Raw genomic sequence first — 24,645 nt, forward strand, 5'->3', positions numbered from 1 at the left:
GCCTCAGCGCCGCAGGGCCGCCACGGCGCTCCCGGCACCGGACGGGGCATGGGGACATCGGCGGACCGGCTCAGGCGATGACCGGCAACAGGGCTTCGACGCCGTAGAGCCCGGCCATGCCGGCCAGCGCGGCCGGCAGGCCTTTCACGGCGAAGGCCTTGCGCTCGGCCAGCGCCTCGCGCCGGCATTCGAGCAACACGGCCAGCGCCGAGGAATCGAACACCTGCAACGCGCCCGCATCCACCACGATCTGCGGCCCCTGGTCGGCGCGCAGGCCCTGCAGCAGCATGGCCAGCGCTCCGCTGGCCTGGCGGTGCGTGAGTTCGGCGGGCAGGACCAACATTTCAAATTTCCTCTGCTTCAAGCGCAACGCCTGACCGTTGCAACCGGCGCGGCCACGCCAGCGCCCCCGTGGAACTGGCTTTGCCAGGCCACCGGGTGCGCCCCCTTCCCGAAGGAGAGGGGGAAGGCACGAAGCGACTCAGGGGGAACATCACTTCGCCGCGTTGCCCTTGTTGCGCGCGGCCAGGGCCTCGATCAGGCCGTCGATGCCCTTGGCGTTGATTTCCTGGGCGAACTGGCTGCGGTAGGTCTCAACCAGCCAGGCACCGAGCACATTGAGGTTGTAGATCTTCCAGCCCGCGCCCTGGCCCGGCGTCTTTTCCAGGCGGTAGTCGAGCTGCACCGGGTCGCCCCGGCCGCGCACCTCGGTGCGCACCAGCACGTCCTTGTCGTCGGCCGCCGCGCGCAGCGGCTTGACGACGATGCTCTGGTCGCTCACCTGGGCCAGCGCGCCCGCGTAGGTGCGCACCAGGAGCTGCTTGAACTCGTCCTGCAGGCGCCTTTGCTGCTCGGGGCTGGCCTGGCGCCAGCCGGGTCCCACGGCGGCGGCGGTCATGCGGCGGAAGTTCACGTTCGGCATGATGGTCTTGTCCACCAGCACGATGATCTTGTCGATGTCACCGGCCTTGATGGCCTTGTCGGCGCGCAGCGCGTCGAGCACCTCGGTGGACAGGCGCTGGACGAGCGCATCGGGCGCCTCGTCGGCCGCATGCGCCGGCAGGCCCAGTCCGAGCGCCAGCACGGTGGCCAGGCCGGCCGCCAGCCGGCCCAGAAAACGTCGGTTCATTGCAATGTCCTCATGGTTCAAGGGAAATCCTGCCTAGGGCCTGTTCACACTATTTTTGTCAGTGCGAACGGGGTGGAAACCGCGCCAATCTAGGCGCGTGACGACGCCAAGGCCGGGGCCTTGGCTAGGAGGGCAACGACGGGTGGCGCGGTTTCCACCCCGTTCCCTGCGGGTTGCGACCAAAAAGGGCCATTCGCGGCGTTGCCAAGCCTCGCTGGGGCCGCACCCCAGCTTCGTTTGGCGCCTAACGCCTGGCCCTTTTTGATCACAACGCATCTGGCAAAAATAGTGTGAACAGGCCCTAGTCGGGTTCCGGAGGAAGCCGGCCATCGTCGGCGCCACGCGGGACATCCCGGCCGGCGGCGGCATCGGCGCGCTGCTGGCGCACCTGCAGGAAAACGTCGCGCGTGAAGCTGTATTTGTCGAGCGCCGCATCGTCGAGCACCTCGCCGGCGCGCAGCAGGTTGGCGCGCGCATCCACGGCGCGCAGGACGTACAGGCCGTTGCGCGCGGAGACCGGATCGACATACCGCAGAGCGTTGCCGCGCAGGTCCACCGGCAAGGCCAGCGTGTCGCGCACGGTGGACGGCCCGAGGATGGGCAGCACCAGGTAAGGGCCGGGCTGCATGCCCCAGCGGCCCAGCGTGAGGCCGAAGTCCTGCTTGTGGCGGTCTATGCCCATCTCGCTGGCCACGTCGAGCACGCCGCCCAGGCCCATCACGGTGTTGATGTTGAAGCGGAAGAAGCTCGCCAGCGCGCCTTCGGCGTGCAGCTGCAGCGTGTTGTTCACGAAGGACCAGGCATCGCCCAGGTTGGCGAAGAAGTTGCTCACCCCGGTGCGCACGGGCGCTGGCGTGGCCTGCTGGTAGGCCGTGGCCACGGGCTTGAGCAGCGCGGCATCGACCGCGTCGTTGAAGCGCGTCATGCCACGGTTGTACGGTTCGAGCGGGTCGTCGGGGTGCGCGCGGGGACCGCTGGCGCAGCCGGCCAGCACCAGCACGCCCAGCGCCAGGGCTGCGGCCCGCAAGCGCGTGGCAGCGGGCTGTTCGGAACGGGAGCGGTCCAGGAGGGAGGGATGGGTCATTTTTTGCTGTCCACGGCCGGCGCGCCTTCGGCGGCCTTGCTGAAAAGGAACTGGCTGATGAGGTTTTCCAGCACGATGGCCGATTGCGTGGCCGCGATGGTGTCCCCCGCGGCCAGGTTCTTCTCGTCCGCCCCGGCCTCGATGCCGATGTACTGCTCGCCGAGCAGGCCGCTGGTGAGGATCTTGAGCGAACTGTCCTTCGGGAAAGCATAGCGCTCCTGCAGCAGCAGCGTGACGCGGGCCTGGTAAGTCTTGTCATCGAATGTGATCGATTCCACGCGCCCGACCACCACGCCAGCGCTGCGCACGGCGGCCTGGGGCTTGAGCCCGCCGATGTTGTCGAACTTGGCCGTCACGCGGTAGCCCGACTCGAAATTGAGGCCCAGCAGGTTGGCCGCCTGCAGGGACAGGAACAGCAGCGCCGCCGCCCCCAGCAGGACGAACAGGCCGACCCAGACATCGTTCTTGGACTGTTGCATAGATTCTTCCTCAGGCCCTCAGAGGCCGAACATCAGGGCCGTGAGGACGAAGTCCAGGCCCAGCACCGCGAGCGATGCCATCACCACGGTGCGCGTGGTCGCGCGCGACACCCCTTCGGGCGTGGGCCGGGCCGTGTAGCCCTGCAGCAGCGCCACGAAGGTGACCGTGAAACCGAACACCAGGCTCTTGAGGACGCTGTTGCCGACATCGCTGAAGACCTCGACCCCCCCTTGCATCTGGCTCCAGAAGGCGCCGTTGTCCAGGCCGATCATGCCGACCGCGACCACCCAGCCGCCCATCACGCCCACGGCGCTGAACACCGCCGCCAGCACGGGCATGGCGATCACGCCGCCCCAGAAGCGCGGCACGAGGATGCGGCGCACCGGGTCCACGGCCATCATCTCCATGGCGCTGAGCTGCTCGCCCGCGCGCATCAGGCCGATCTCGGCCGTGAGCGAGGTGCCCGCGCGCCCGGCGAACAGCAGCGCCGCCACCACCGGCCCCAGCTCGCGCAGCAGGCTCAGCGCCACGAGCTGGCCCAGCGCCTCGGTGGAGCCGAAGTCCTGCAGCGTGTAGTAGCCCTGCAGCGCCATCACGAAACCGACGAACAGCCCCGACACCGCGATGATGGCCAGCGAGTAGTTGCCCAGGAAGTGCACCTGGTCGCGCACCAGCCCGGGGCGCTGGAAGGCCGCCGGAAGCAGCCGCAGCAGCTTGGCGAACAAGCGCGCGCCCAGGCCGATGTCGGCCAGCTTGCAGCGCACGGCGAAGCCCACGTCGGAAGGCCGCCACCAGCTCATGCCACCCCCCCGCCCGGCGGGCCGAAATCCTGGGCCACCTCGGGGCCGGGATAGTGGAAGGGCACGGGCCCCGTGGGCAGCGCGTGCACGAACTGGTGCACCAGCGGGTCTTCGCTGTGGCGCACCTCGTCGGGCGTGCCCTGCGCGGCGATGGTGCCCGGCCCCAGGATGACCACGTGGTCGGCCAGCTCGAACGTCACCTCCAGGTCGTGCGAGACGATGATGGTGGTGAGCCCCATGGCATCGTTGAGCTGGCGGATGAGCTGGGCCGCCGTGCCCAGGGAGATCGGGTCGAGTCCGGCGAAGGGCTCGTCGTACATGATGAGCTCGGGGTCCAGCGCGATCGCGCGGGCCAGCGCCACGCGCCGCGCCATACCACCGGACACCTGCGCCGGCATGAGGTCGCGCGCGCCACGCAGGCCCACGGCATGCAGCTTCATGAGCACGATGTCGCGCACCAGCGCCTCGGGCAGATCGGTGTGCTCGCGCAGCGGAAACGCCACGTTCTCGAACACGCTCATGTCGGTGAACAGCGCGCCGAACTGGAACAGCATGCCCATGCGCCGGCGGGCGGCGTAGAGCTGGTCCGGGTCCATGCGGCCCACGTCCTGGCCATCGAACAGTACCTCGCCCTGCTGCGCGCGCTGCTGGCCACCGATGAGGCGCAGCACCGTGGTCTTGCCGCCGCCCGAGGCGCCCATGATGGCCGTGACCTTGCCGCGCGGCACCGTCAGCGACAGGTCGCGCAGCACCGTGCGCTCGCCGTACCCGAAGGTGACGTTGCGCAGTTCCACGAGGGCGCCGGAAGGCGGTGGTGTGTTGGTGGACATGGGTGGGGGACAAGGCGCCGCCAGGGCGCGCGCCCTGGCGGGAAACCCGTCATCATAGGGGAAACCCTTTGACCGCGCCCTTCCGGGTTCCATCCCCACGCCCGGCCCGCCCCCCGCCCTTGGCTATGATCATGGCTTCCGGCCCAGCCCCGCCCGCCGCGCCGGGTGCCGCGATGCCGGGGCGCTCCGGGCATGCCACGGAGCCACCACCCCCTGAGAAAAGGCCTCCCGCTCCATGAAGCATGTCCCGCCCGCCGCCTCCCTCCCGGCCGTCCAGCGGCAGGCCGCCGGCCTGCACCTGATGGGCGACCTGCATGGCTGCCGGTGCGACAGCCGTCTGATGCGCGATGCGGCACACCTGGAATCCTTCTGCACCGAGCGCGTGACGGCCGCCGGACTGACGTCCGTGGGCAGCCTGTTCCATGGCTTCGGCGCGGGCGGCGGCGTGACGGGCGTGGTGGTGCTGGCCGAGTCGCACCTGTCGGTACACACCTGGCCCGAGTCGGGCTACGTGACGCTCGACGTGTTCGTCTGCAACCACTCCGCCGACAACGGCCCCAAGGCGCAACGCCTGTTCGACGCGCTGCAGGCCGCGTTCAACCCGCGCGAGCCGCACCTGCGGCGCGTCGAGCGGGCCTGAAACGCCGCAGAGCGCCAACAATTGCTATTCATTTAATAGCCAATAGCGCTTATTTGTAGAGCGCAAAAGCCCGATTCATCTTGGAATCACAGCATGTGTTCCAGGAACGCCCGCGCCCGCTCGTGCCCTGGGTCGGCAAAGAACTCCGCCGCCGGCCGCGCGGCGATGAGTTCGCCCTGGTCCATGAAGGCCACGGTGTGGGCCACCTCGCGCGCGAAGCCCATCTCGTGCGTGACCACCAGCATGGTCATGTGCTCGTCGGCCAGCTCGCGCATGGTGCGCAGCACCTCGCCAGTGAGTTCGGGATCGAGCGCCGAGGTGGGCTCGTCGAACAGCATGATGTCGGGCTGCATGCACAGCGCCCGCGCGATGGCCACGCGCTGCTTCTGCCCGCCCGACAGGCGCGCCGGGTAGTTGTCGCGCTTCGGCAGCAGGCCCACCTTGGCCAGCAGCGCCTCGGCGCGGGCGATGGCCGCGTCGCGCGCCAGGCCCTGCACCACCAGGGGCGCCTCGATGAGGTTTTCCAGCACCGTGAGGTGCGGGAACAGGTTGAAGTGCTGGAACACCATGCCCGTCTTGGCGCCGATGCGGCGCACCTCGGCATCGGGTACGTAGGCGCAGCGGCCCTGCGCGTCGGTCGTGGCCAAGGTTTCGCCCTCGATGGCGATGTGGCCGCTGTCGATGGTTTCCAGATGGTTCAGGCAGCGCAGGAAGGTGCTCTTACCCGAGCCCGAGGGGCCGATCACCGCCACCACCTCGCCCTTGCGGACTTGCAGCGACACGCCGCGCAGCACCTCGTTGGGGCCGAAGCGCTTGCGCACGTCGCGCGCCTCGATCATCAGCGCGGCATCACTGGTCGTATCTGGCATAGCGTTTCTCCAGGCGCTGGAAGCCCCAGGTGAGCAACAGGGTCATGAGCAGGTAGAAGGCCGCCGCGACGATGAAGGGCGTGGTCGTGAAGTCGCGCTGCACGATGCCGCGCGCGGCGCGCAGCAGATCGTTGAGCGCCAGCACGTAGATGAGCGAGGTGTCCTTCACCAGGGTGATGGTCTCGTTGCTCATGGGCGGCAGGATGCTGCGCACCATCTGCGGCAGCACGATGCGGCGCATGGTCTGGCCATAGCTCATGCCCAGCACCTTGGCGGCCTCGTACTGGCCCCGGTCCACCGACTGGATGCCGGCGCGGAAGATCTCGGCGAAGTAGGCCGCGTAGTTCAGCGCGAACGCCACTACAGCGGCCGGAAAGTCCGGCAGACGCACGCCCACCACCGGCACGAAGGGCAGCGCGAAGTAGATGAACAGCATCTGCAGCATCAGCGGCGTGCCGCGCATGAGCCAGATGTAGCCGTTGACCGCTGCCGACAGCGCCTTCCAGTGCGACACCCGCGCCAGCGCCAGCACCAGGCCCAGCGGCACCGCCAGCGCCAGCGTGATGACGAACAGCTTGAGGGTGACGGTGGCGCCCTGCGCCAACGGCCCCAGGAGGGAGAGAACGTAGTCCATAGCGCAACGGTTCAGAGTTTTGTACAGCCTGCTGCCGTCTCAACGGGCGCGCCCCCAACCAGCGACCGCCGCGCAAGGGCCGCCCCGCCGCGCTGGCGGTGTCCCCCTTCCCGAATTGCGTAGCAATTCGAGAGAAGGGGGGAAGGCGCGCAGCGCCTCAGGGGGTTGCACTTTATTTAATGATGTTCTTGCCAAACCACTGCTCGGCAATTTTCGCGGCAGCGCCGTCCGCCTTCATGTCGGCCAGGACCTTGTCCAGCTGGCCCTGCAGCGCGCTGTCTTCCTTGCGCACACCCACGCCATAGTCTTCGGTGCCGAAGTGGTCCTGCAGCACGGCGTACTGGTCCGGCTTCTTGGCCACGTAGTAGCGGCCCACCACCTCGTCCACCACCACGGCTTCGAGGCGGCCGGTGGAGAGGTCCATCAGGGCGGTCACGTTGTCGCCGAAGGTCTTGAATTCCTTGAACGACTTGAAGACGGCGTCGTCCTTCTTCACGGCGTCCACAGCGCTGCTGCCTTCCTGGGCGCCGACCACCTTGCCGGCCAGATCGGCCTTGGTCTTGATGGCGGAGTTGGCGGGCACCACGATGATCTGGTGGTTTTCCATGTAGGGCGCGGTGAAGGCGATGTTCTGCTTGCGCTCTTCGGTGATGGTCAGGCCGTTCCACAGCGCGTCCACGCGCTTGCCCGACAGTTCGGCTTCCTTGGCACTCCAGTCGATAGGCTTGAATTCCACTTCCACGCCCAGGCGCTTGGCCGCTTCCTTCGCCATGTCGATGTCGAAGCCAACGAGTTCGTTCTTGTCGTCGCGAAAGCCCATGGGCGGGAAGTTGTCGTCCAGGCCGACGACGATCTTGGCCACGGCGGCCGGCGCGGGCGCGGCGGCAGGTTGTGCGTTTTCGTTCTTGCTGCATCCAACCAGCGCGGCGCCCAGGGCCAGCAGCGCGACAGCGGCGATCTTCTTCATGGTGTAGTGGCTCTCGATAAAGACAGGGGAGGAACCGGACGGAACCCGCCGCCTGCTCGTGGCGGCGGCGCGGCGCTCCCTCCGGGAAAACCCTGCATTGTCCACCATCCGCGCTTTCCGGCCGAGCGCCAGGCCTTCTATTTCAAGCAAAATCCGCCTCCAGAGCCCATCCATCAAGCGCTGGCAGCTATTAAATACAGAGCATAAAAAACGGCGCCCAAGGGCGCCGTTCTCTTGGACCGGGCCGAAATATCAGCGCGGCAGTTCGCTCGAACCCATCAGGAACTCATCCACCGCGCGCGCGGCCTGCCGGCCCTCGCGGATCGCCCAGACGACCAGCGACTGGCCCCGGCGCATGTCGCCCGCGGCGAACACCTTGGGCACGCTGGTGGCGTAGCCGCCGGTGAAGTCGGTCGTTGCACGGGCGTTGCCGCGTGCATCCTTCTCGATGCCAAAGGCGTCGAGCACGGCGGCCACGGGTGCCGTGAAGCCCATGGCCAGCAGCACCAGGTCGGCCTGGTAGTGCTTCTCGGTGCCGGGGATCTCGACCAGCTTGCCGTCCTTGAACTCCACCTGCACCGTGGTCAGGCCCTTGACCTTGCCCTTTTCGCCCGTGAACTCCTTGGTGGAGATGGCGAATTCGCGCACGCAGCCTTCCTCGTGGCTGGAGCTGGTGCGCAGCTTGAGCGGCCAGTAGGGCCAGGTCAGCGGGCGGTTCTCGACCTCGGGCGGCATGGGCATGACCTCGAACTGGGTCACGCTGGCGGCGCCATGGCGGTTGCTGGTGCCCACGCAGTCGGAGCCGGTGTCGCCACCGCCGATGACGATGACATGCTTGCCGTCGGCGCGGATCTGGCCCTTGAGCTTGTCGCCGGCGTTGACCTTGTTCTGCTGCGGCAGGAACTCCATGGCGAAGTGGATGCCGTCGAGGTCGCGGCCGGGCACGGGCAGGTCGCGGCTCTGCTCGGCGCCGCCGGTCAGCAGCACGGCGTCGAATTGGGCCTGCAGCTGCGCGGGCGTGATGGTCTCCTTGGACCAGTTGGTCACCTTGGAACCCTTGCCCAGGCCGTCCTTTTCAGCGCCCACGAACACGCCGGTGCGGATGACCACGCCTTCGGCCTCCAGCTGCTTGACGCGGCGGTCGATGTGCGTCTTCTCCATCTTGAAGTCGGGGATGCCGTAGCGCAGCAGGCCGCCGACACGGTCGTTCTTCTCGAACAGCGTCACATCGTGGCCAGCGCGCGCGAGTTGCTGCGCGGCCGCCAGGCCCGCCGGGCCGGCGCCGACCACGGCCACCTTCTTGCCGGTCTTGCGCTGGGGCAGGCGCGGCTGCACCCAGCCGTGCTCCCAGGCGCGGTCGATGATGGCGTGCTCGATGCTCTTGATGCCGACGGCGTCGTTGTTCACGTTGAGCACGCAGGCGGCCTCGCAGGGCGCGGGGCAGATGCGGCCGGTGAACTCGGGGAAGTTGTTCGTCGAGTCCAGCACGGCGAACGCGCTCTTCCAGTCGCTCTGGTACACAAGATCGTTGAAGTCCGGAATGATGTTGTTCACCGGGCAGCCGTTGTTGCAGAACGGCGTGCCGCAGTCCATGCAGCGCGCGGCCTGCACGCGGGCCTGCGCGTCATCGAGGCCGATGACGAATTCGCGGTAGTTCTTCAGGCGCTCGGGCACGCTTTTGTAGCCCTCTTCGATGCGCCCGTATTCCATGAAGCCTGTGGTCTTTCCCATGTCTGTTTCCTCGTGGATGCTGTGCTTTACGTGCGGGGCCTTACTTGGCCGCCGCCGCTACTTTTTCAGGAGCTGCCACCGCAGGCGTGGCGGCCTCTTCAAGCACTTTTCGTTCATACATTTCAGACAGGGCACGCTTGTATTCGGTCGGGAACACCTTCACGAACTTGCTGCGCGACGCGGCCCAGTTGTCCAGCAGCTCGCGCGCGCGCTTGCTGCCGGTCCAGCGGTTGTGGTCTTCCAGCAGCTTCTTGAGCTGGGCCTCGTCGGTCTGGTCGCGGTGCCAGGTGGCGCGCGGCATGGTCGTCATCTGCTCGTCGCTCGGCAGGATGCGTTCGAGCGTGACCATCGACAGGTTGCAGCGCGAATCGAACTGGCCGTCCTCGTCGTAGACATAGGCCACGCCGCCGCTCATGCCGGCGGCGAAGTTGCGGCCGGTCTTGCCGAGCACGACCACGGTGCCGCCGGTCATGTATTCACAGCCATGGTCGCCCGTGCCTTCCACCACCGCCGTGGCGCCCGACAGGCGCACGGCGAAGCGCTCGCCAGCCACGCCGCTGAAATAGGCCTCGCCGCTGGTGGCGCCGTACATCACGGTGTTGCCCACGATGGTGTTGCGCACGGCCTCGCCCCGGAAGTCCAGGCTGGGACGCACCACCACGCGGCCGCCCGAGAGGCCCTTGCCGGTGTAGTCGTTGGCGTCGCCGATCAGGTACAGCGTGATGCCGTTGGTCAGGAACGCGCCGAACGACTGGCCGCCCGTGCCTTCGAGCTGGATGCGGATGGTGTCGTCGGGCAGGCCGTCGGGGTGCACGCGGGTGACCGCGCCGGACAGCATGGCGCCGACCGAGCGGTTGACGTTGCGCGCCACCTCGATGAACTGCACGCGCTCGCCCTTCTCGATGGCGGGACGCGAGCGCTCGATGAGCTTGCGGTCCAGCGTGTTCTCGATGTTGTGGTCCTGCACATCCACATGGAAGCGCGGCACATCGGCGGGGACATTGGGCTGGGCGAACAGGCGGCCGAAGTCCAGGCCACGGGCCTTCCAGTGCTCCAGGCCCTGGCGCATGTCGAGCAGGTCGGTGCGGCCAATCAGCTCGTCGAACTTGCGGATACCCAACTGGGCCATGATCTGGCGCACTTCCTCGGCGACGAAGAAGAAGTAGTTCACCACGTGCTCGGGCTTGCCCGAGAACTTCTGGCGCAGCACCGGGTCCTGCGTGGCCACGCCCACCGGGCAGGTGTTCAGGTGGCACTTGCGCATCATGATGCAGCCCTCGACGACCAGCGGCGCCGTGGCGAAGCCGAACTCGTCGGCGCCCAGCAGCGCGCCGATGGCGACGTCGCGGCCGGTCTTCATCTGGCCGTCGGCCTGCACGCGGATACGGCCGCGCAGGCGGTTGAGCACCAGGGTCTGCTGGGTCTCGGCCAGGCCGATTTCCCAGGGGCCGCCGGCATGCTTGATGGAGGACCAGGGCGAGGCGCCCGTGCCGCCGTCATGGCCGGCGATCACGACGTGGTCGCTCTTGCACTTGGCCACGCCGGCCGCGATGGTGCCCACGCCCACTTCGGACACGAGCTTGACCGAGATGTCGGCGTGCGGCGCGACGTTCTTCAGGTCATGGATGAGCTGCGCCAGGTCCTCGATGGAGTAGATGTCGTGGTGCGGCGGGGGCGAGATCAGGCCCACGCCAGGCACGCTGTGGCGCAGCTTGCCGATGTAGTTCGAGACCTTGCCGCCGGGCAGCTGGCCGCCTTCGCCGGGCTTGGCGCCCTGGGCCATCTTGATCTGGATCTGGTCGGCGCTGGACAGGTATTCGGCGGTGACACCGAAGCGGCCCGAGGCCACCTGCTTGATCTTGGAGCGCAGGGAGTCGCCATCGGCCAGCGGCAGATCGACCTCGACGTTCTCCTCGCCGATCACGCTCTTGAGGCTGTCGCCCTGCTTGATCGGGATGCCCTTGAGCTCGTTGCGGTAGCGGCGCTGGTCTTCGCCGCCCTCACCGGTGTTGCTCTTGCCGCCGATGCGGTTCATGGCCACGGCCAGCGTGGCATGGGCCTCGGTGGAGATGGAGCCGAGCGACATGGCGCCGGTGGCGAAGCGCTTGACGATGTCCTTGGCGGGCTCGACCTCTTCCACGGGGATGGCCTTGGCGGGATCGAACTTGAACTCGAACAGACCGCGCAGCGTCATGTGGCGCTTGCTCTGGTCGTTGACCAGCTGGGCGTATTCCTTGTAGGTGCTCCAGTTGTTGGCGCGTGTGGCGTGCTGCAGCTTGGCAATGGTGTCGGGCGTCCACATGTGCTCTTCGCCGCGCGCGCGCCAGGCGTATTCACCGCCCGTGTCGAGCATGGTGGCCAGCACCGGGTCGTCGCCAAAGGCCGCCTTGTGCATGCGGATGGCTTCCTCGGCGATTTCGAACACGCCGATGCCTTCCACGCGGCTGGCGGTGCCCGTGAAGTACTTGCCCACGGTGTCGGTGTTCAGGCCGATGGCCTCGAACAACTGTGCACCGCAGTAGCTCATGTAGGTGCTCACGCCCATCTTGGACATGATCTTCGACAAGCCCTTGCCGATGGCCTTGACGTAGTTGTAGATGGCCTTGTCGGCCGAGAGGTCGCCGGCCAGGTCCTTGTGCATGTCGGCCAGGGTTTCCATGGCCAGGTAGGGATGCACGGCCTCGGCGCCGTAGCCCGCGAGCACGGCGAAGTGGTGCACTTCGCGCGCGGTGCCGGTTTCCACCACCAGGCCGGCCGTGGTGCGCAGGCCCTCGCGCACCAGGTGCTGGTGGATGGCCGACAGAGCGAGCAGCGCGGGGATGGCCACCTGCGTGGCGCTCACGCCACGGTCGCTGATGATGAGGATGTTGGAGCCGCCCTTGATGGCGTCCACGGCCTGCGCGCACAGCGAAGCCAGCTTGGCCTCAACACCCTCGCGGCCCCAGGCCAGCGGGTAGGTGATGTCGATGGTGGCGCTGTGGAACTTGCCCTGCGTGTGGCGGGCGATGTCGCGCAGCTTGGCCATGTCGTCGAAGTCGAGCACGGGCTGGCTCACCTCCAGGCGCATGGGCGGGTTGACCTGGTTGATGTCCAGCAGGTTCGGCTTGGGGCCGATGAAGCTGTTGAGCGACATCACGATGGCCTCGCGGATCGGGTCGATCGGCGGGTTGGTCACCTGGGCGAACAACTGCTTGAAGTAGTTGTACAGCGGCTTGTTGCGGCCCGAGAGCACGGCCAGCGGGCTGTCGTTGCCCATGGAGCCGATGCCTTCCTCGCCGTTGCGCGCCATGGGCGCCATCAGGAACTTGATGTCTTCCTGCGTGTAACCGAAGGCCTGCTGGCGGTCGAGCAGCGGCAGGCTGGCAGCGGCGGGCGTGGCGGCGGCCTCACCCGTCTCGATGCTGTCGAGCTTGATGCGCAGGTTCTCGATCCACTGCTTGTAGGGCTTGGTGTTGACGATGTTGGCCTTGAGCTCGTCGTCCTCGATCAGGCGGCCCTGCTCCAGGTCGATCAGGAACATCTTGCCGGGCTGCAGGCGCCACTTGCGCACGATCTTGTTCTCGGGCACGGGCAGCACGCCCGACTCGGAGCCCATGATGACCAGGTCATCGTCGGTGATGCAGTAGCGCGAGGGGCGCAGGCCGTTGCGGTCCAGCGTGGCGCCGATCTGGCGGCCGTCGGTGAACACGATGGAGGCCGGGCCGTCCCAGGGCTCCAGCATGGCGGCGTGGTATTCATAGAACGCGCGGCGGCGCGGGTCCATGGTGGTGTGCTGTTCCCAGGGCTCGGGGATCATCATCATCACGGCCTGGCTGATGGGGTAGCCGGCCATGGTCAGCAGTTCGAGGCAGTTGTCGAACGTGGCGGTGTCGGACTGGTCGGCGAAGCTGATGGGGTAGAGCTTCTGCAGGTCGGCCGCGAGCACGGGCGAGGACATCACGCCCTCGCGTGCCTTCATCCAGTTGTAGTTGCCCTTGACGGTGTTGATCTCACCGTTGTGCGCCACGTAGCGGTAGGGGTGGGCCAGCGGCCACTCGGGGAAGGTGTTGGTGGAGAAGCGCTGGTGCACCAGGCCCACGGCCGAGACGCAGCGCTCGTCCTGCAGATCGAGGTAATAGGTGCCCACTTGGTCGGCCAGCAGCAGGCCCTTGTAGACCACGGTGCGGCTGCTCATGCTGGGAACGTAGTATTCCTTGCTGTGCTTGAGCTTGAGGTTCTGGATGGCGGCGCTGGCCGTCTTGCGGATCACGTAGAGCTTGCGTTCCAGCGCGTCCTGCACGATCACGTCGTTGCCACGGCCGATGAACACCTGGCGCAGGATGGGCTCCTTGGCGCGCACGGTGGGCGACATGGGCATGTCGCGGTTCACCGGCACGTCGCGCCAGCCCAGCAGCACCTGGCCCTCGGTCTTGATGGCGCGCTCCATCTCCTGCTCGCAGGCCAGGCGCGAAGCGTGTTCCTTGGGCAGGAAGATCATGCCCACGCCGTATTCGCCCGCGGGCGGCAGCGTCACGCCCTGCTTCGCCATCTCTTCACGGTACAGGGCATCGGGAATCTGAATCAGGATGCCCGCGCCGTCGCCCATCAGCTTGTCGGCACCGACGGCGCCGCGGTGGTCGATGTTCTCCAGGATCTTAAGCGCCTGCGTCACGATGTCGTGCCGCTTCACGCCCTTGATGTGCGCCACGAAACCCAGCCCGCAGGCGTCATGTTCGTTGGCGGTCGAATACAAACCGTGTTGCTTCAGATGCTCTATCTCGGCGGCCGTGGTCATGGCACTTTCCTCATTCATTTCGCAGGGACTGCTAGGTTAGTGCATTGCAACATGAACAGGCAAGTAAAATAATTGGGGTCAGAGACTAATTTTTTGCCACAAAAAGAATAAAAAATTTAATTGGGGACACATCAAATTTGATAGCATTTAGCCGTTGTTTAAAAACAATTTCCAGGGAATCAGCCGCTGTTCTTAGGGGTGGAAGCAGGCCGACCGGCCTTGGCCCGCGAGACGCGCCGCTCTATTTTTTTTTGCAACGCCTCCAAAAACGCGGGCTCGCCCAGGGCCCAGCCGCGAAGAGCGGCGTCAGTCAGGCGGCCCTGCTCCTCCGCCGGCACGCCCCGCTGCACCAGCTCCGCATAGGCGGCTTCGCGCGCGAAAGGCGTATTGCCCATGGCCCAGAAAAGCGCATGGGGGGTGACAAGACGATCGTTGCGCAAACCCAGGTAGTGCGCATGGCTGGACCAGGGCCAGTCCGCCGCCCGCGCCACCAGACCGGCACGCACCGGATTCAGGTCGATATAGGCCATGCAGGCCAGGAGATGGCTTTCCGCCTGGATCAGCGTGGACCGGTATCTCCCCTCCCACAGGGTGCCCGTGCGGCCATGGCGCTGGTTGAAGTAGCGTACATAGCTGCGCCCCACCGCCTGCATCATGCCAGGGAGAGCATCGCTCCCGGCGGGCGTGACCAGCAGATGGAAGTGGTTGTCCATGAGCACGTAGGCATGCACGGCCACACCGAACTTCTGCGCGGCATCCCCCAGAAAATCCAGCATGGTCTCGAAATCCTGCGGATCGGCGAAGATCGGCTGGCGGTTGTTGCCGCGCTGGATGACGTGGTGTGGATAGCCGGGCAAGGTCAGGCGGGGAAGGCGGGCCATGGTTCGCGTGAAAAAACAAAAATGGCGCCAGCGTGTGTTGGCGCGTATGCCCTTGTTATATGCCAGCGCCGAGGCTGGCTGCGATTTATTGCGGGCAGGCGTACCGATTCCAGTGATAGTCGTTTATCCTCCACAATCAACCCTCGGGCACCAAGCCTTCCGTCTTTTCACCGCACAGAGAAGATTCCCATGAACAACCTGCGCCTCGCCTCCCTGGCCACGCTGCTTGCCGCAGCGAGCCTTGCCGCTTGCACGACGAACGGCACCTACGCGACCACCAACCACCAGCACCATCGCGCGGCCGCCATGGATGCCGACACCGCGGCCCGCGTCAGAGCCATGATCCTGGTGGATGAGCGCATCACGCTGCGCAAGACCGTTACAGTGAACTTCAGGAACGGGACCGCCGAACTGCTGGGCGAAGCCCGCAACAGCGAAGAACGCGCATTGGCACAGGAAGTCGCGCTCCGCACGCCTGGCGTGCGGCAGGTGAGCAATCTTCTGACCATTCGCTAAAAATCAAGACCCGCCCGCAGGATGCTGCGCGCTGGCGGCGACTGGCTCCAGGCCGAAACGACTTGCCAGTGCCAACTCCAAGCCGAACTCTTTCAGGATGGCCTGCAGCCGCTCCGCAGCGCTGCGCTTCCTGTGCCCCGTGTAACGCGCGACGATGAGTTCGTTCTTCATGCTGTGCTCCCAACCGACCAGTTCCGTCACCGTGACCTGGTAGCCACTGGCCTCCAGGTGCAGGCAGCGCAGCACGTTGGTGATCTGGCTGCCCAGTTCGCGCGTATGGAGCGGGTGGCGCCATAGCTCTGCCAGTGGCGTGCGCGCCAGTTGCAGTGCCTTGCCTTGGCGCAGACAGGCGGCCACCTCGGCCTGACAGCAAGGCACGATGACCATTGCCCGGGCTTTCTTCTGCAGGCCAAAGGCAATGGCATCGTCCGTGGCCGTGTCGCAGGCATGCAGCGCGGTCACCACATCCACGGATGCGGGCATTTCACGTGCGTCCGTGGACTCCGCGACCGACAGGTTCAGGAAGGACATGCGCTCGAATCCCAGGCGCACGGCCAGTGCGCGGGATTTCTCGACGAGGTCGGGCCGGGTTTCTATGCCATAAATATGGCCCCGGCCCAGTGCCTTGAAATAGAGGTCGTACAGAATGAAGCCCAGGTAGGACTTGCCGGCACCGTGGTCGGCGAGCGTGGGCGCATGTGCATCGACGGACAACTCCTGCAACAGGGGTTCGATGAACCGGAAAAGGTGGTAGACCTGCTTGAGCTTGCGACGCGAGTCCTGGTTCAACCGTCCTTCGCGCGTCAGGATGTGAAGTTCCTTGAGCAGCTCGATCGACTGCCCAGGGCGCAGCTCTAGACCCTCCATGGCCTGCGGCACAGCCTCACCCCGTTTTTTGGCCCCCGGGTGCTTCATGGCTCACTCCGCACGGTTTCGTCGCGCTCCATCTTGCCATGCGCACCCACATCCAATGCCCGCCAGCCAGCCATGCCCATCCCCTGCAATATTTGCATGTTGCGCTCGTAAATGCTTTCGGCCTCCGGGAACGCCTCCACCGCCCGATCGATGCTGGTTTCGCGCAGCAAGTGCAGCGTTGGGTATGGCGCCTGGTTGGTGCAGTTGGTCACATCGTCCGCTTCTGTTCCGGCGAACTGGAAACGCGGATGAAACGATGCCACCTGCAAGATCCCGCTCAGTTCCAGCGAATCCAGCAACCCATCCACTGAGGCAAGGAAATCATTGAAATCCAGAAAGTCTTCCATGCAGCCAGGGAGTATGAACAGCGTGGTGTCCCGCTCTTCAGGCAAACTGCCCACCAGATCGGTCAATTCACGCTCCAGCTCCTGCAGCAGCACATCGCTGTCAGCGGCCTCGCTCACCACATAATGAATCTGCCCCTTGGCATGCACGCCCTTGGCAAACGGGCACAGATTCAAGCCGATCACGGCACGCTCCAACCAGCGCACGGTGTCTTGGATTACTACATCGGTGTCTGGCATGCTGTTCTCATAAATGGCTCGGGGATGGATGCGCACGACGCAGCGGGCAAAGGTGCAGGATTCTAGCGGCGACGGTGCCCATGGCCTCATGCGCGCGCGTTGCGCCGCTACCCGGCGCTTAGCTCAACCCAACAGTCGCTGGCCTGTCAAACGCTCGTGCTCCCGCATCGCATAGCGATCTGTCATGCCAGCAATGAAATCTGCCACGACGCGTGCTGCAGCACTGCGGTCTGCCGCCGCCAGATTGCGCTCCGCATACGCTGGCTTCATTTCTCGCGGGCTCGACAGGTAAAGCTCAAACAGGTCGCGCACTACCCGACGCGCCTGATCTGTTGTCTGCGTCACCCTGGCATGGCGGTAGAGGTTATGAAAAAGGAAACGCTTAAGAGCCTGCGATTGCTCGCGCATCACGTCGCCAAATACCACCAACGGCGGAAGTTGGCGCACATCCTCTACGCTGGCTGGCATTGCCCGGGCCAGCGCCAGATTGGTGGCTTCGATCACATCATAGACCTGGGCGCTCAGCATGCGCCGAATGGCATCGTAAAGCAGTCGCCGCTGCCCCGAGGGAGCGCCCAACCCAGGAAACTCAGCCTGCGCCTGGGCCCGATAGCGATCGAACAGCGGCACCTCGCGCAGTTGCTCCAGCGTGATGAGTCCCGACCGAACACCATCATCGATGTCATGCGCGTTGTAGGCGATTTCATCCGCCAGATTGCATAGCTGCGCCTCCAGGCTCGGCTGCTGGCGCAACAGAAAACGCTGCCCCACACCTCCAGGCTCTCCCAGCTCCAGCGCCTGGGCATGGGCGCGCGAGCAATGCTTGAGAATGCCCTCCCGCGTCTCGAAAGTCAGGTTGAGCCCGTCGTACTGGGGATAGCGCAGTTCGAGTGAATCCACCACGCGCAGACTTTGGAGGTTGTGCTCGAACCCCCCATGGCCTGACATGCAAGCATGCAACGCGTCCTGCCCCGCATGGCCGAAGGGCGTATGGCCCAGATCGTGCGCCAAGGAAATTGCTTCGACCAGATCTTCGTTGAGACCGAGCGTACGCGCGATGGAGCGCCCGAGCTGCGCCACCTCCAGCGAATGCGTCAGGCGGGTGCGAAACAAGTCCCCTTCATGGTTAAGGAAGACCTGCGTCTTGTAGACCAGCCTGCGAAAGGCCGTGGAATGCACGATCCGATCACGATCACGCTGGTATTCGGAGCGCGTGGGCGCGGGCTCTTCTGCGTACCTGCGGCCACGTGTAGACGCAGGATGGCAGGCACTGGGCAACAACTGATTCTCATGCATCAATAAGGCCTTGGGCACCCGACAGCACGGCGTCTACTGCTATCAATCTAATCGCGCATCAACTGCAGCATGCATCAATCACTTCCCGCACCAAGGCATCCGGCGCGGCACGCACGACAGCACGCCCAGGTCCGTCGATCACGACGAACCGGATTTCCCCTGCTTCAGCCTTTTTGTCAACACGCATGAGCTGGAGATAACGGCCCGCATTGTCCACCACATCAAGCACCGGTCCATTGAGCGGCAAACCGGCCCGCTGAACCAAGGCCCGCAGGCGCGCGACAAATCCAGCATCCACAAGCCCCAGACGCTGCGACAACTCTGCCGCCATGACCATCCCGGCCCCTACCCCTTCGCCATGCAGCCAGGCGCCATAGCCCATACCTGCCTCGATCGCATGACCAAAGGTATGACCAAAGTTCAAAATGGCGCGCAAGCCGGACTCACGCTCGTCCTGCCCTACTACCCATGCCTTGATTTCACAGCAACGCCGCACGGCATATGCCAAGGCCGTTCGGTCACGCGCCAACAAGGCATCCATGGAGGATTCCAGCCACTCCATGAAGGCCATATCGGCAATGGGCCCATATTTGATGACTTCTGCAAGGCCAGCGGACAACTCTCTTGCCGGCAACGTATCCAGCGTGGCTAGATCGCAGACCACCAGTTGCGGCTGGTAGAACGCGCCGATCATGTTCTTGCCCATTGGATGGTTGATGGCCGTCTTGCCCCCCACCGATGAATCCACTTGCGCCAGCAAGGTTGTGGGAACCTGAACGAATGGCACCCCGCGCATATAACACGCTGCAGCAAAACCCGTCATATCGCCAATGACGCCGCCACCTAGTGCAAACAGCACTGTTTTGCGGTCGCATTGATTTTGCAGTAGTGCGTCAAAAATCTTGTTGAGTGTTTGCCAGTTCTTATGCTCTTCGCCATCCGGCAAAACCAAACATTCGATCTGCTGATAGCTATTTTTCAATGCCTTTCTTAAGCAATCCGCATACAACGGCGCCACAGTGTCATTGGTAATAATCAATGCACTCGACGCTTTGGGAAGGTCCGATACATTCGCAACATTGCCTAGAAGATCTGTGCCAATCTCTATTGCATAGCTACGGTCACTCAGATCAATCTTAATGGATTGCTGTTGCATACAGCCACCTGAAAGAGAATACATATATTAATACCGCCCATAGCACCCCAAAAACCCCATCGCTTTAAATCAAAGTTTTAGCAAGAAATTAACTTGAATTACTTCTTAAACATCTACTAATTCTGCGCCTTGATTTCCTATCAAGCATTCTGGCAATCGATAAGCTCGCCATTAAGAACCTGACACCCGCTCCACAAGAAATACCACAAAATCATGCAACCATTTTTGAAGCATCAGTGAAGTCGCCCAAAATGTGAATGTTCTAGTGGGACCCACACACACTACTGCTAACCGCAATAGATTTGCCTCAACTAGGATGGACGGATCAAAGTGCCTACCTTGAGCACGAGCATTGCTAAACGTCATCAAGCTAGATGACGACTTTAGCCCATTTCCCAGGGACACGAATCGAGTGATGAAGCAAAAAAACAGCCCCTTGGAGTTCATCCAAGGGGCTGACATCGCTTACATCAGGTCAGAGCTCGGCCCCCTCACAGGGCCTGACCAACCCGCTTTTGCGTAGTCGGTTAGCTCCAGATCAGCTAACAACAATCCTGACTTGACGGCTCACTGTCAAGCTGCCTCGCTTGGCTGTCACAACAAAAGTATAGGTTCCAGGGGGCGCGAGTGGCGTACCAGAGATCGTCCCATCGGCCGCCAAAGTGAGTCCTGGCGGCAACGTACCGGTAACCGTCCAGACGACAGGAATCGTAGGATCGCCAATAGAGAGGGACAGAGTATAGGAATAGCCCTGCCCCACAGTCGCCGCAGGCAACACACAGGGGGCACTGACATCGCTGCTGCAGCCATCAATTGCAAGCTCACCTTCAACCTTGATCGTCAGGTTCTTGTTCAATGATGCGCCAGTTTCGTCGGTTACGGTCACGACAACCTTGTATGTACCCTTTTTCGCCATAGGCGTGCCGCTGATAACCCCATCAGAACTCAGGGTCAGTCCACTAGGCAACGCATCACTCGACCACAGGTACGGAGGCACGCCCCCTTGTGCAGTCAGCGCATACGAGAAAGGCAACCCCACCGTGACAGTGATTTCCGAATCAGTGATGGCAAGCGGCTCGGAAGCCAAGGCTTTGTGCACACTGACGGCCATCAACTGAGTCACAGCGTCTTGAATACCATTACTAACATTGTTGTCTTGGCGGTCGGTCGTCAACTCAAGCAGGATCACCCCTGCACTCGGCCCACTGGACAAGGAGAATTGACCTTCTCCCCCAATGGTTTTCACTTGAATCAAGCTACCAGACTGACTGCCAGCCAGCAAACGCGCCCCTGCAGAGGCACCAAATGGCCGAATGCTCACTTGCAAATTAGCCGCCACTGGCGCCGGAATCGGCTGATTTGCATCATCCATGATCAATGCGCTGATTGCCACATTATTCCGGATATTTTGCGTATTATCCCTTGAACCAAGGTACCCAGGTGCTTGAGCCGAGGCAATCACGTTGGCAGGCTGACCCGTTTGCGCACCAACAACGACATCAACGCTCGCACTCGATACTTGCTTATCAACGGGATTTGTTACCGAGCAAGTAATCCGTGCTGTTCCAGCTTTGCTTCCAGCATGGAAGTGGAAAGATGCTGATCCCGAATTGGCATCCAGTACGATCGATCGATATGCCAAGGCATTGCCGTCATCATCCTCGTGATCTTCATCACCATCAAGATAGTACAGTGATCCAGAGTCAAGTCCCTGAACAATGGCGCACGCAAAGATATCCTCTCCTCCCTGAATAGGGGCATCTCCCTCTCGCGCCTCTACATAAAGCGTAGTCGTATATCTTGCATACGCTCCAATACTTGCACCTTCTCCTTGAAGATTGATTGGCAGCTGATTTTTGTCCACCCGAACAGTAATTTTATAGGGCAGATTTGTATCGCCTGGACTTCCTCCTCCACCACCACAAGCCGCCATTGCCGTCACAACTGACAGCGCCAGAAATCTAAATAGTTTCCGCATTTTTCTTCCTATCACAGTTGAATTGTTAGCGAACGGATACGCGATCCGTAATCACCTTTGGAGTAATAAAAATCAGCATCTCGCGCTTCTTATTTTCATTATTCCGAGTTTTGAAAAGATTGCCAACCACTGGCACATCCCCGAGGAAAGGAACCTTTGTCTCGGAATCCGTTTCCTCCATTTCAAAGATCCCACCAATTACAACCGTGCCTCCATTTTCAACCAGCACCTGCGTCTTGACCCTCTTAGTATTAATTGCTCGAACATTAAGCAACAACTCGCCTGGGCTATCTTTATTCACATCCAAGTCAAGAATAATATTACCTTCCGGCGTAATTTGCGGAAGAACCTCCAAACGGAGAACCGCCTTCTTAAAGGCAATAATAGTCCCCCCATTTGGAGCCGTTACAGGGTACGGATATTCGGTTCCTTGCTCAATAGACGCCTTCGTTTGATCCGCCGTTACCACACGCGGGCTTGAAACAACCTTTCCCTTGCCATCAGCCTCAAGCGCAGATATTTCCAAATTCAGAAATCTATTCGCAGCAGAATTGAAGATAGAAATCGCAAAACTAGTTGGATCATAGCCTCCAAGCGGCTGAGCCGGTAAATTAACAAAGCTACCCAGAGTATTTGTCACTCCACCAGCTCCAGTGCTCGATACTACATTGCTATAACTAGAACCGATTGCGACGCGATTACCGCCACCAAGAGCATAACCACCATCCCCTCCTCGGTTCGCCCGAAGATCGGTCCCCCCCAAACGAACTCCCAAGGAGCGGCCAAATGTATCTGTCGCTTCCACAATACGGGCCTCGATCATCACTTGACGGACAGCGACATCCAATGTCGCCAGCAACTGACGCACCTCTTCAAGCTTACTCGGCGTATCAGTCACAAAAAGTTGATTTGTCCGCGGCTCAGCAATAGCACTCCCGCGCTCAGATAAAAATCTGTTATTGATACCACTCGTATTATTACCCTGACTTGTAGTTGTCAACTGAATTACCATATCTACCGCCTTTGCGTAATTCATCTGAAAAGCCTGCGTCCGAAGAGGCTCCAGTTTCTGAATCGCCAATGCAGCTTCGTAATCCTTCTTGGTGCGATCATCAATCTCGTCCTTGGGTGCAATCCAGAGCACGCTCCCTGACTTGCGCATCCCCAAACCTTTGGCATCCATGATGATCTGCAGCGCCTGATCCCAGGGTACATCCTTCAGCCGCAATGTCAGCGCGCCCGTTACAGTATCAGAGGTCACGATATTGAAATTCGTGAAATCAGCAATCACCTGGAGTAGTGAACGCACTTCGATGTTCTGAAAGTTCAGTGAGAGCTTCTCACCGCTGTAGCCAGGTCCTTGCGTCAGCTTGCTCAGATCAATTTTTTTCTGGCGAACTTCGATCACGAATTGATTGTCGCTCTGATAGGCACTGTGCTCCCATTCCCCCACGGGTTCAATCACCATGCGAACACGATCCCCTTGCTGTGTCGTGGTCACCAATTGCACAGGTGTACCGAAATCCGCGACATCGAGCCTTCGGCGAAGCCCCTCGGGCAGAGAAGTACGGATGAACTCCACCGTCAGACCCTTACCCTGCTGACGCAAATCAACACCAACCTCGCTGCTAGCAAGCCCCACGACCACTCGGCCAGAACCATCAGGCCCGCGGCGAAAATCAACATCCTTCAGAGGCAAAATACCGGTATTACCACTTTCAGCAAATACCGTTGTCTGTGGAGGCTGCGTCGCAGCGACCGTCGCGACGGGCTCCAACTGCACCAACAGTGCCTTTCCTTGAATCTCCGCCCGATACGACGTCGCCTGCTTCAGATTGAGCACCACACGCGAACGTCCTGCAGCCTGGACAACATTGGCTGATTTGAGATTGCCTTGGTTGATCTCCACGAGCGAGCGCCCCATGGCATTGGTTGCTCCCGGGAAATCGAGCGCAATCCGTGCTGGAGACTGGGTGGAAAAACCTGTAGGCACAGTCGCCAAGGGTTCGGATAACTCGATCCTCACCACTTCCACACCTGCTTGCAGAGTGCTGCTCACGCCCTCGATAGCGATCTCAGCCCATGCCATATGAGTGACAAATGTTGTAACCGCAACAACCGCCACACGATGGAATATCTTGATAATCGAAATATTCTTTTGCTTCATTTCTTAGCCTCCTCCTGCAACTCCAGCGAAGTAGCGCGCTCAATCCAATCACCCGTGGCATCTTGGACAATTTCACGCAGCTGGATAGCAGTTTCCGTTATGGCAGTGATTCGCCCGTAGTTCGGCCCTAAATAGTTGCCAATCTGCACTTGATACAAAAGTTTGTCCACTTTCAACAATGCTGTGGGCTTCCCGGTTTTGTTCAAACTACCTACCATAGCCATTGCATCCAATGGATATGCTTCCAACGGCTCCTTGCGGCGCGCCATCTCGGGTGCGATCAACGCTGCATTGGACGCCATTTGTGCTGACTCTCGCCGCAAAGCCTGCGTCAACTTGAGCGGATTGAAGGGCTCCATACCCGAGTCAGCACCATATGGCTGAGGATTGAACTGCTTGGGTTCCGCGATCGGCGTGATATTGGGCTTGGCCTGCGCACGCTCAGATGCCATCCATTGACGCAACTCATCCTCGCCTGGGGCGCCACACCCCATTAGTGTTGCAGTAAATACTGCTATCAATGCAATCTGCAGGGCTTTCATTTCTTGGCTCCTGAAGTTGCCTTACGCTGTGCTTGAACTTCCTCAGTATCCAGATAGCGAAATGTCCGCGCTGTCGCATCCATCGTCAGAGAACTGCCCGTCTTATCCTTAGTGGAAACCGCAATATCATTCAGCGTGACGATACGCGAGAGATGGGCAATATCAGCTGCAAACGACCCCATATCGTGGTATTTTCCCGTGACACGAACCGCGATAGGCAATTCGGCGTAGTACTCTCGTACAACAATTTGCCCCGGGCGGAACAGCTCAAACTGCAAGCTGCGACCCAATCCAGCCTGATTAATATCGGAAAGCAGTGCTGCCATTTCCGCCTTGCTGGGCAGTTGCTTTTCAAGCTGGATCACATACTGCTGAATTTGCTCGCGCTGCTTCTTCAAGAGATCAAGACTAACTGCTTTGAGCAATTTCTTCTTGTAATCATCACGCAGTGCCAATTCCTTAGAGCGTTCAGCTTGCAACTCGGCCTCGTAATCCGTGAGCTTCACGAACCATAACGCAACGGCCACGCCAACGGCAATAAAAATGCACAGCAAATAACGTGGCAGCGGTGGCCAGAGAGAAGGGTCCTTGGTATCAAGGTTCCTGAACTGGCGCTGCAACTTCTCCAGCAATACAGCGGCATCGATTTTGGGGGCTTGTTTCTTTGCCATT

General features: G+C 62.1%; 22 protein-coding genes. 2 read left to right on the forward strand and 20 right to left on the reverse strand.

Features of this window, described 5'->3' with window-relative positions:
- Positions 1 to 70 precede the first annotated feature (70 nt).
- The 6 genes from D8S75_RS02790 to D8S75_RS02815 form a co-directional block, all read right to left on the reverse strand.
- Positions 71 to 343 (reverse strand): STAS domain-containing protein, encoded by a 273-nt coding sequence (locus D8S75_RS02790; RefSeq protein WP_119964431.1) that lies wholly within the window; start codon positions 341 to 343, stop codon positions 71 to 73.
- 150 nt (positions 344 to 493) lie between these two features.
- Positions 494 to 1,129, reverse strand: a complete 636-nt coding sequence (locus tag D8S75_RS02795) for an MlaC/ttg2D family ABC transporter substrate-binding protein (RefSeq protein WP_119964432.1) — start codon at positions 1,127 to 1,129, stop codon at positions 494 to 496.
- A gap of 301 nt (positions 1,130 to 1,430) precedes the next feature.
- On the reverse strand, positions 1,431 to 2,213 hold the full coding sequence (locus D8S75_RS02800) for an MlaA family lipoprotein (RefSeq protein ID WP_119964433.1): 783 nt from the start codon (positions 2,211 to 2,213) through the stop codon (positions 1,431 to 1,433).
- Positions 2,210 to 2,692: an outer membrane lipid asymmetry maintenance protein MlaD gene (gene mlaD / locus D8S75_RS02805; protein WP_119964434.1), complete on the reverse strand. Its 483-nt coding sequence runs from the start codon at positions 2,690 to 2,692 to the stop codon at positions 2,210 to 2,212. The genes D8S75_RS02800 and mlaD overlap by 4 nt, the downstream gene beginning before the upstream one ends.
- An 18-nt stretch (positions 2,693 to 2,710) precedes the next feature.
- Positions 2,711 to 3,493 (reverse strand): lipid asymmetry maintenance ABC transporter permease subunit MlaE, encoded by a 783-nt coding sequence (gene mlaE / locus D8S75_RS02810; protein WP_119964435.1) that lies wholly within the window; start codon positions 3,491 to 3,493, stop codon positions 2,711 to 2,713.
- Positions 3,490 to 4,323 (reverse strand): ABC transporter ATP-binding protein, encoded by an 834-nt coding sequence (locus tag D8S75_RS02815; RefSeq protein ID WP_119964436.1) that lies wholly within the window; start codon positions 4,321 to 4,323, stop codon positions 3,490 to 3,492. The genes mlaE and D8S75_RS02815 overlap by 4 nt, the downstream gene beginning before the upstream one ends.
- Positions 4,324 to 4,558: 235 nt before the next feature.
- On the opposite strand from D8S75_RS02815, the gene speD reads away from it, so the two are divergent.
- Positions 4,559 to 4,963 (forward strand): adenosylmethionine decarboxylase, encoded by a 405-nt coding sequence (speD, locus tag D8S75_RS02820; RefSeq protein ID WP_119964437.1) that lies wholly within the window; start codon positions 4,559 to 4,561, stop codon positions 4,961 to 4,963.
- Positions 4,964 to 5,049: 86 nt separating this feature from the next.
- Here speD and D8S75_RS02825 read toward each other — a convergent pair whose 3' ends face one another.
- The 6 genes from D8S75_RS02825 to D8S75_RS02850 form a co-directional block, all read right to left on the reverse strand.
- Positions 5,050 to 5,832: an amino acid ABC transporter ATP-binding protein gene (locus tag D8S75_RS02825; RefSeq protein ID WP_119964438.1), complete on the reverse strand. Its 783-nt coding sequence runs from the start codon at positions 5,830 to 5,832 to the stop codon at positions 5,050 to 5,052.
- Positions 5,813 to 6,466 (reverse strand): amino acid ABC transporter permease, encoded by a 654-nt coding sequence (locus D8S75_RS02830; RefSeq protein ID WP_119964439.1) that lies wholly within the window; start codon positions 6,464 to 6,466, stop codon positions 5,813 to 5,815. Before D8S75_RS02830 ends, D8S75_RS02825 begins: the two co-directional genes overlap by 20 nt.
- A gap of 172 nt (positions 6,467 to 6,638) precedes the next feature.
- Complete coding sequence (locus tag D8S75_RS02835; protein ID WP_119964440.1) at positions 6,639 to 7,433, reverse strand: amino acid ABC transporter substrate-binding protein; 795 nt, start codon at positions 7,431 to 7,433, stop codon at positions 6,639 to 6,641.
- A gap of 252 nt (positions 7,434 to 7,685) precedes the next feature.
- Positions 7,686 to 9,164 carry a glutamate synthase subunit beta gene (locus D8S75_RS02840; protein WP_119964441.1) on the reverse strand — a complete coding sequence of 493 codons (1,479 nt, stop codon included), beginning with the start codon at positions 9,162 to 9,164 and terminating at the stop codon, positions 7,686 to 7,688.
- 40 nt (positions 9,165 to 9,204) lie between these two features.
- A complete protein-coding gene (locus D8S75_RS02845) occupies positions 9,205 to 13,938 on the reverse strand; it encodes a glutamate synthase-related protein (protein ID WP_119964442.1) in 4,734 nt (1,577 codons plus the stop codon).
- Positions 13,939 to 14,117: 179 nt separating this feature from the next.
- Positions 14,118 to 14,819 carry an REP-associated tyrosine transposase gene (locus D8S75_RS02850; protein ID WP_119964443.1) on the reverse strand — a complete coding sequence of 234 codons (702 nt, stop codon included), beginning with the start codon at positions 14,817 to 14,819 and terminating at the stop codon, positions 14,118 to 14,120.
- Between the two features lie 189 nt (positions 14,820 to 15,008).
- Here D8S75_RS02850 and D8S75_RS02855 point away from each other — a divergent pair, with 189 nt between their 5' ends.
- Positions 15,009 to 15,335 (forward strand): BON domain-containing protein, encoded by a 327-nt coding sequence (locus D8S75_RS02855; protein WP_157982583.1) that lies wholly within the window; start codon positions 15,009 to 15,011, stop codon positions 15,333 to 15,335.
- Between the two features lie 3 nt (positions 15,336 to 15,338).
- On the opposite strand, the gene D8S75_RS02860 is transcribed toward D8S75_RS02855, so the two are convergent.
- From D8S75_RS02860 to D8S75_RS02895, 8 genes are all read right to left on the reverse strand, one after another.
- Positions 15,339 to 16,250 (reverse strand): class I SAM-dependent methyltransferase, encoded by a 912-nt coding sequence (locus D8S75_RS02860; RefSeq protein WP_119964445.1) that lies wholly within the window; start codon positions 16,248 to 16,250, stop codon positions 15,339 to 15,341.
- The gene (locus tag D8S75_RS02865) at positions 16,247 to 16,834 is read right to left on the reverse strand and encodes a DUF1415 domain-containing protein (protein WP_119964446.1); all 588 of its coding nucleotides are present in this window, start codon (positions 16,832 to 16,834) and stop codon (positions 16,247 to 16,249) included. The genes D8S75_RS02860 and D8S75_RS02865 overlap by 4 nt, the downstream gene beginning before the upstream one ends.
- Positions 16,835 to 16,957: 123 nt before the next feature.
- The gene (locus D8S75_RS02870; protein ID WP_119964755.1) at positions 16,958 to 18,130 is read right to left on the reverse strand and encodes a deoxyguanosinetriphosphate triphosphohydrolase; all 1,173 of its coding nucleotides are present in this window, start codon (positions 18,128 to 18,130) and stop codon (positions 16,958 to 16,960) included.
- A gap of 58 nt (positions 18,131 to 18,188) precedes the next feature.
- Positions 18,189 to 19,286: a 3-dehydroquinate synthase gene (aroB, locus tag D8S75_RS02875; RefSeq protein ID WP_119964447.1), complete on the reverse strand. Its 1,098-nt coding sequence runs from the start codon at positions 19,284 to 19,286 to the stop codon at positions 18,189 to 18,191.
- A gap of 538 nt (positions 19,287 to 19,824) precedes the next feature.
- Positions 19,825 to 21,264 carry an Ig domain-containing protein gene (locus D8S75_RS02880; RefSeq protein WP_119964448.1) on the reverse strand — a complete coding sequence of 480 codons (1,440 nt, stop codon included), beginning with the start codon at positions 21,262 to 21,264 and terminating at the stop codon, positions 19,825 to 19,827.
- Positions 21,265 to 21,289: 25 nt separating this feature from the next.
- Positions 21,290 to 23,431 (reverse strand): type IV pilus secretin PilQ, encoded by a 2,142-nt coding sequence (locus tag D8S75_RS02885; protein WP_119964449.1) that lies wholly within the window; start codon positions 23,429 to 23,431, stop codon positions 21,290 to 21,292.
- Entirely contained in the window at positions 23,428 to 23,973 is a 546-nt protein-coding gene (locus D8S75_RS02890; protein WP_119964450.1) for a pilus assembly protein PilP, read from the reverse strand. The genes D8S75_RS02885 and D8S75_RS02890 overlap by 4 nt, the downstream gene beginning before the upstream one ends.
- Entirely contained in the window at positions 23,970 to 24,644 is a 675-nt protein-coding gene (locus D8S75_RS02895; protein ID WP_119964451.1) for a type IV pilus inner membrane component PilO, read from the reverse strand. Before D8S75_RS02895 ends, D8S75_RS02890 begins: the two co-directional genes overlap by 4 nt.
- Between the last annotated feature and the right edge of the window lies 1 nt (position 24,645).

Source organism: Simplicispira lacusdiani (assembly GCF_003604195.1).
Taxonomy (GTDB): Bacteria; Pseudomonadota; Gammaproteobacteria; order Burkholderiales; family Burkholderiaceae_C; genus Simplicispira; species Simplicispira lacusdiani.

Bases quoted from the DNA above. Each gene is read 5' to 3' on its own strand.
- D8S75_RS02790 (WP_119964431.1), bottom strand. From the start codon at position 343: ATGTTGGTCCTGCCCGCCGAACTCACGCACCGCCAGGCCAGCGGAGCG.
- D8S75_RS02870 (WP_119964755.1), bottom strand. From the start codon at position 18,130: ATGCATGAGAATCAGTTGTTGCCCAGTGCCTGCCATCCTGCGTCTACA.
- D8S75_RS02845 (WP_119964442.1), bottom strand. From the start codon at position 13,938: ATGACCACGGCCGCCGAGATAGAGCATCTGAAGCAACACGGTTTGTAT.
- D8S75_RS02885 (WP_119964449.1), bottom strand. From the start codon at position 23,431: ATGAAGCAAAAGAATATTTCGATTATCAAGATATTCCATCGTGTGGCG.
- D8S75_RS02800 (WP_119964433.1), bottom strand. From the start codon at position 2,213: ATGACCCATCCCTCCCTCCTGGACCGCTCCCGTTCCGAACAGCCCGCT.
- D8S75_RS02860 (WP_119964445.1), bottom strand. From the start codon at position 16,250: ATGAAGCACCCGGGGGCCAAAAAACGGGGTGAGGCTGTGCCGCAGGCC.
- mlaE (WP_119964435.1), bottom strand. From the start codon at position 3,493: ATGAGCTGGTGGCGGCCTTCCGACGTGGGCTTCGCCGTGCGCTGCAAG.
- D8S75_RS02835 (WP_119964440.1), bottom strand. From the start codon at position 7,433: ATGAAGAAGATCGCCGCTGTCGCGCTGCTGGCCCTGGGCGCCGCGCTG.
- D8S75_RS02895 (WP_119964451.1), bottom strand. From the start codon at position 24,644: ATGGCAAAGAAACAAGCCCCCAAAATCGATGCCGCTGTATTGCTGGAG.
- D8S75_RS02890 (WP_119964450.1), bottom strand. From the start codon at position 23,973: ATGAAAGCCCTGCAGATTGCATTGATAGCAGTATTTACTGCAACACTA.
- speD (WP_119964437.1), top strand. From the start codon at position 4,559: ATGAAGCATGTCCCGCCCGCCGCCTCCCTCCCGGCCGTCCAGCGGCAG.
- aroB (WP_119964447.1), bottom strand. From the start codon at position 19,286: ATGCAACAGCAATCCATTAAGATTGATCTGAGTGACCGTAGCTATGCA.
- D8S75_RS02795 (WP_119964432.1), bottom strand. From the start codon at position 1,129: ATGAACCGACGTTTTCTGGGCCGGCTGGCGGCCGGCCTGGCCACCGTG.
- D8S75_RS02850 (WP_119964443.1), bottom strand. From the start codon at position 14,819: ATGGCCCGCCTTCCCCGCCTGACCTTGCCCGGCTATCCACACCACGTC.
- D8S75_RS02865 (WP_119964446.1), bottom strand. From the start codon at position 16,834: ATGCCAGACACCGATGTAGTAATCCAAGACACCGTGCGCTGGTTGGAG.
- D8S75_RS02880 (WP_119964448.1), bottom strand. From the start codon at position 21,264: ATGCGGAAACTATTTAGATTTCTGGCGCTGTCAGTTGTGACGGCAATG.
- mlaD (WP_119964434.1), bottom strand. From the start codon at position 2,692: ATGCAACAGTCCAAGAACGATGTCTGGGTCGGCCTGTTCGTCCTGCTG.
- D8S75_RS02830 (WP_119964439.1), bottom strand. From the start codon at position 6,466: ATGGACTACGTTCTCTCCCTCCTGGGGCCGTTGGCGCAGGGCGCCACC.
- D8S75_RS02815 (WP_119964436.1), bottom strand. From the start codon at position 4,323: ATGTCCACCAACACACCACCGCCTTCCGGCGCCCTCGTGGAACTGCGC.
- D8S75_RS02855 (WP_157982583.1), top strand. From the start codon at position 15,009: ATGAACAACCTGCGCCTCGCCTCCCTGGCCACGCTGCTTGCCGCAGCG.
- D8S75_RS02825 (WP_119964438.1), bottom strand. From the start codon at position 5,832: ATGCCAGATACGACCAGTGATGCCGCGCTGATGATCGAGGCGCGCGAC.
- D8S75_RS02840 (WP_119964441.1), bottom strand. From the start codon at position 9,164: ATGGGAAAGACCACAGGCTTCATGGAATACGGGCGCATCGAAGAGGGC.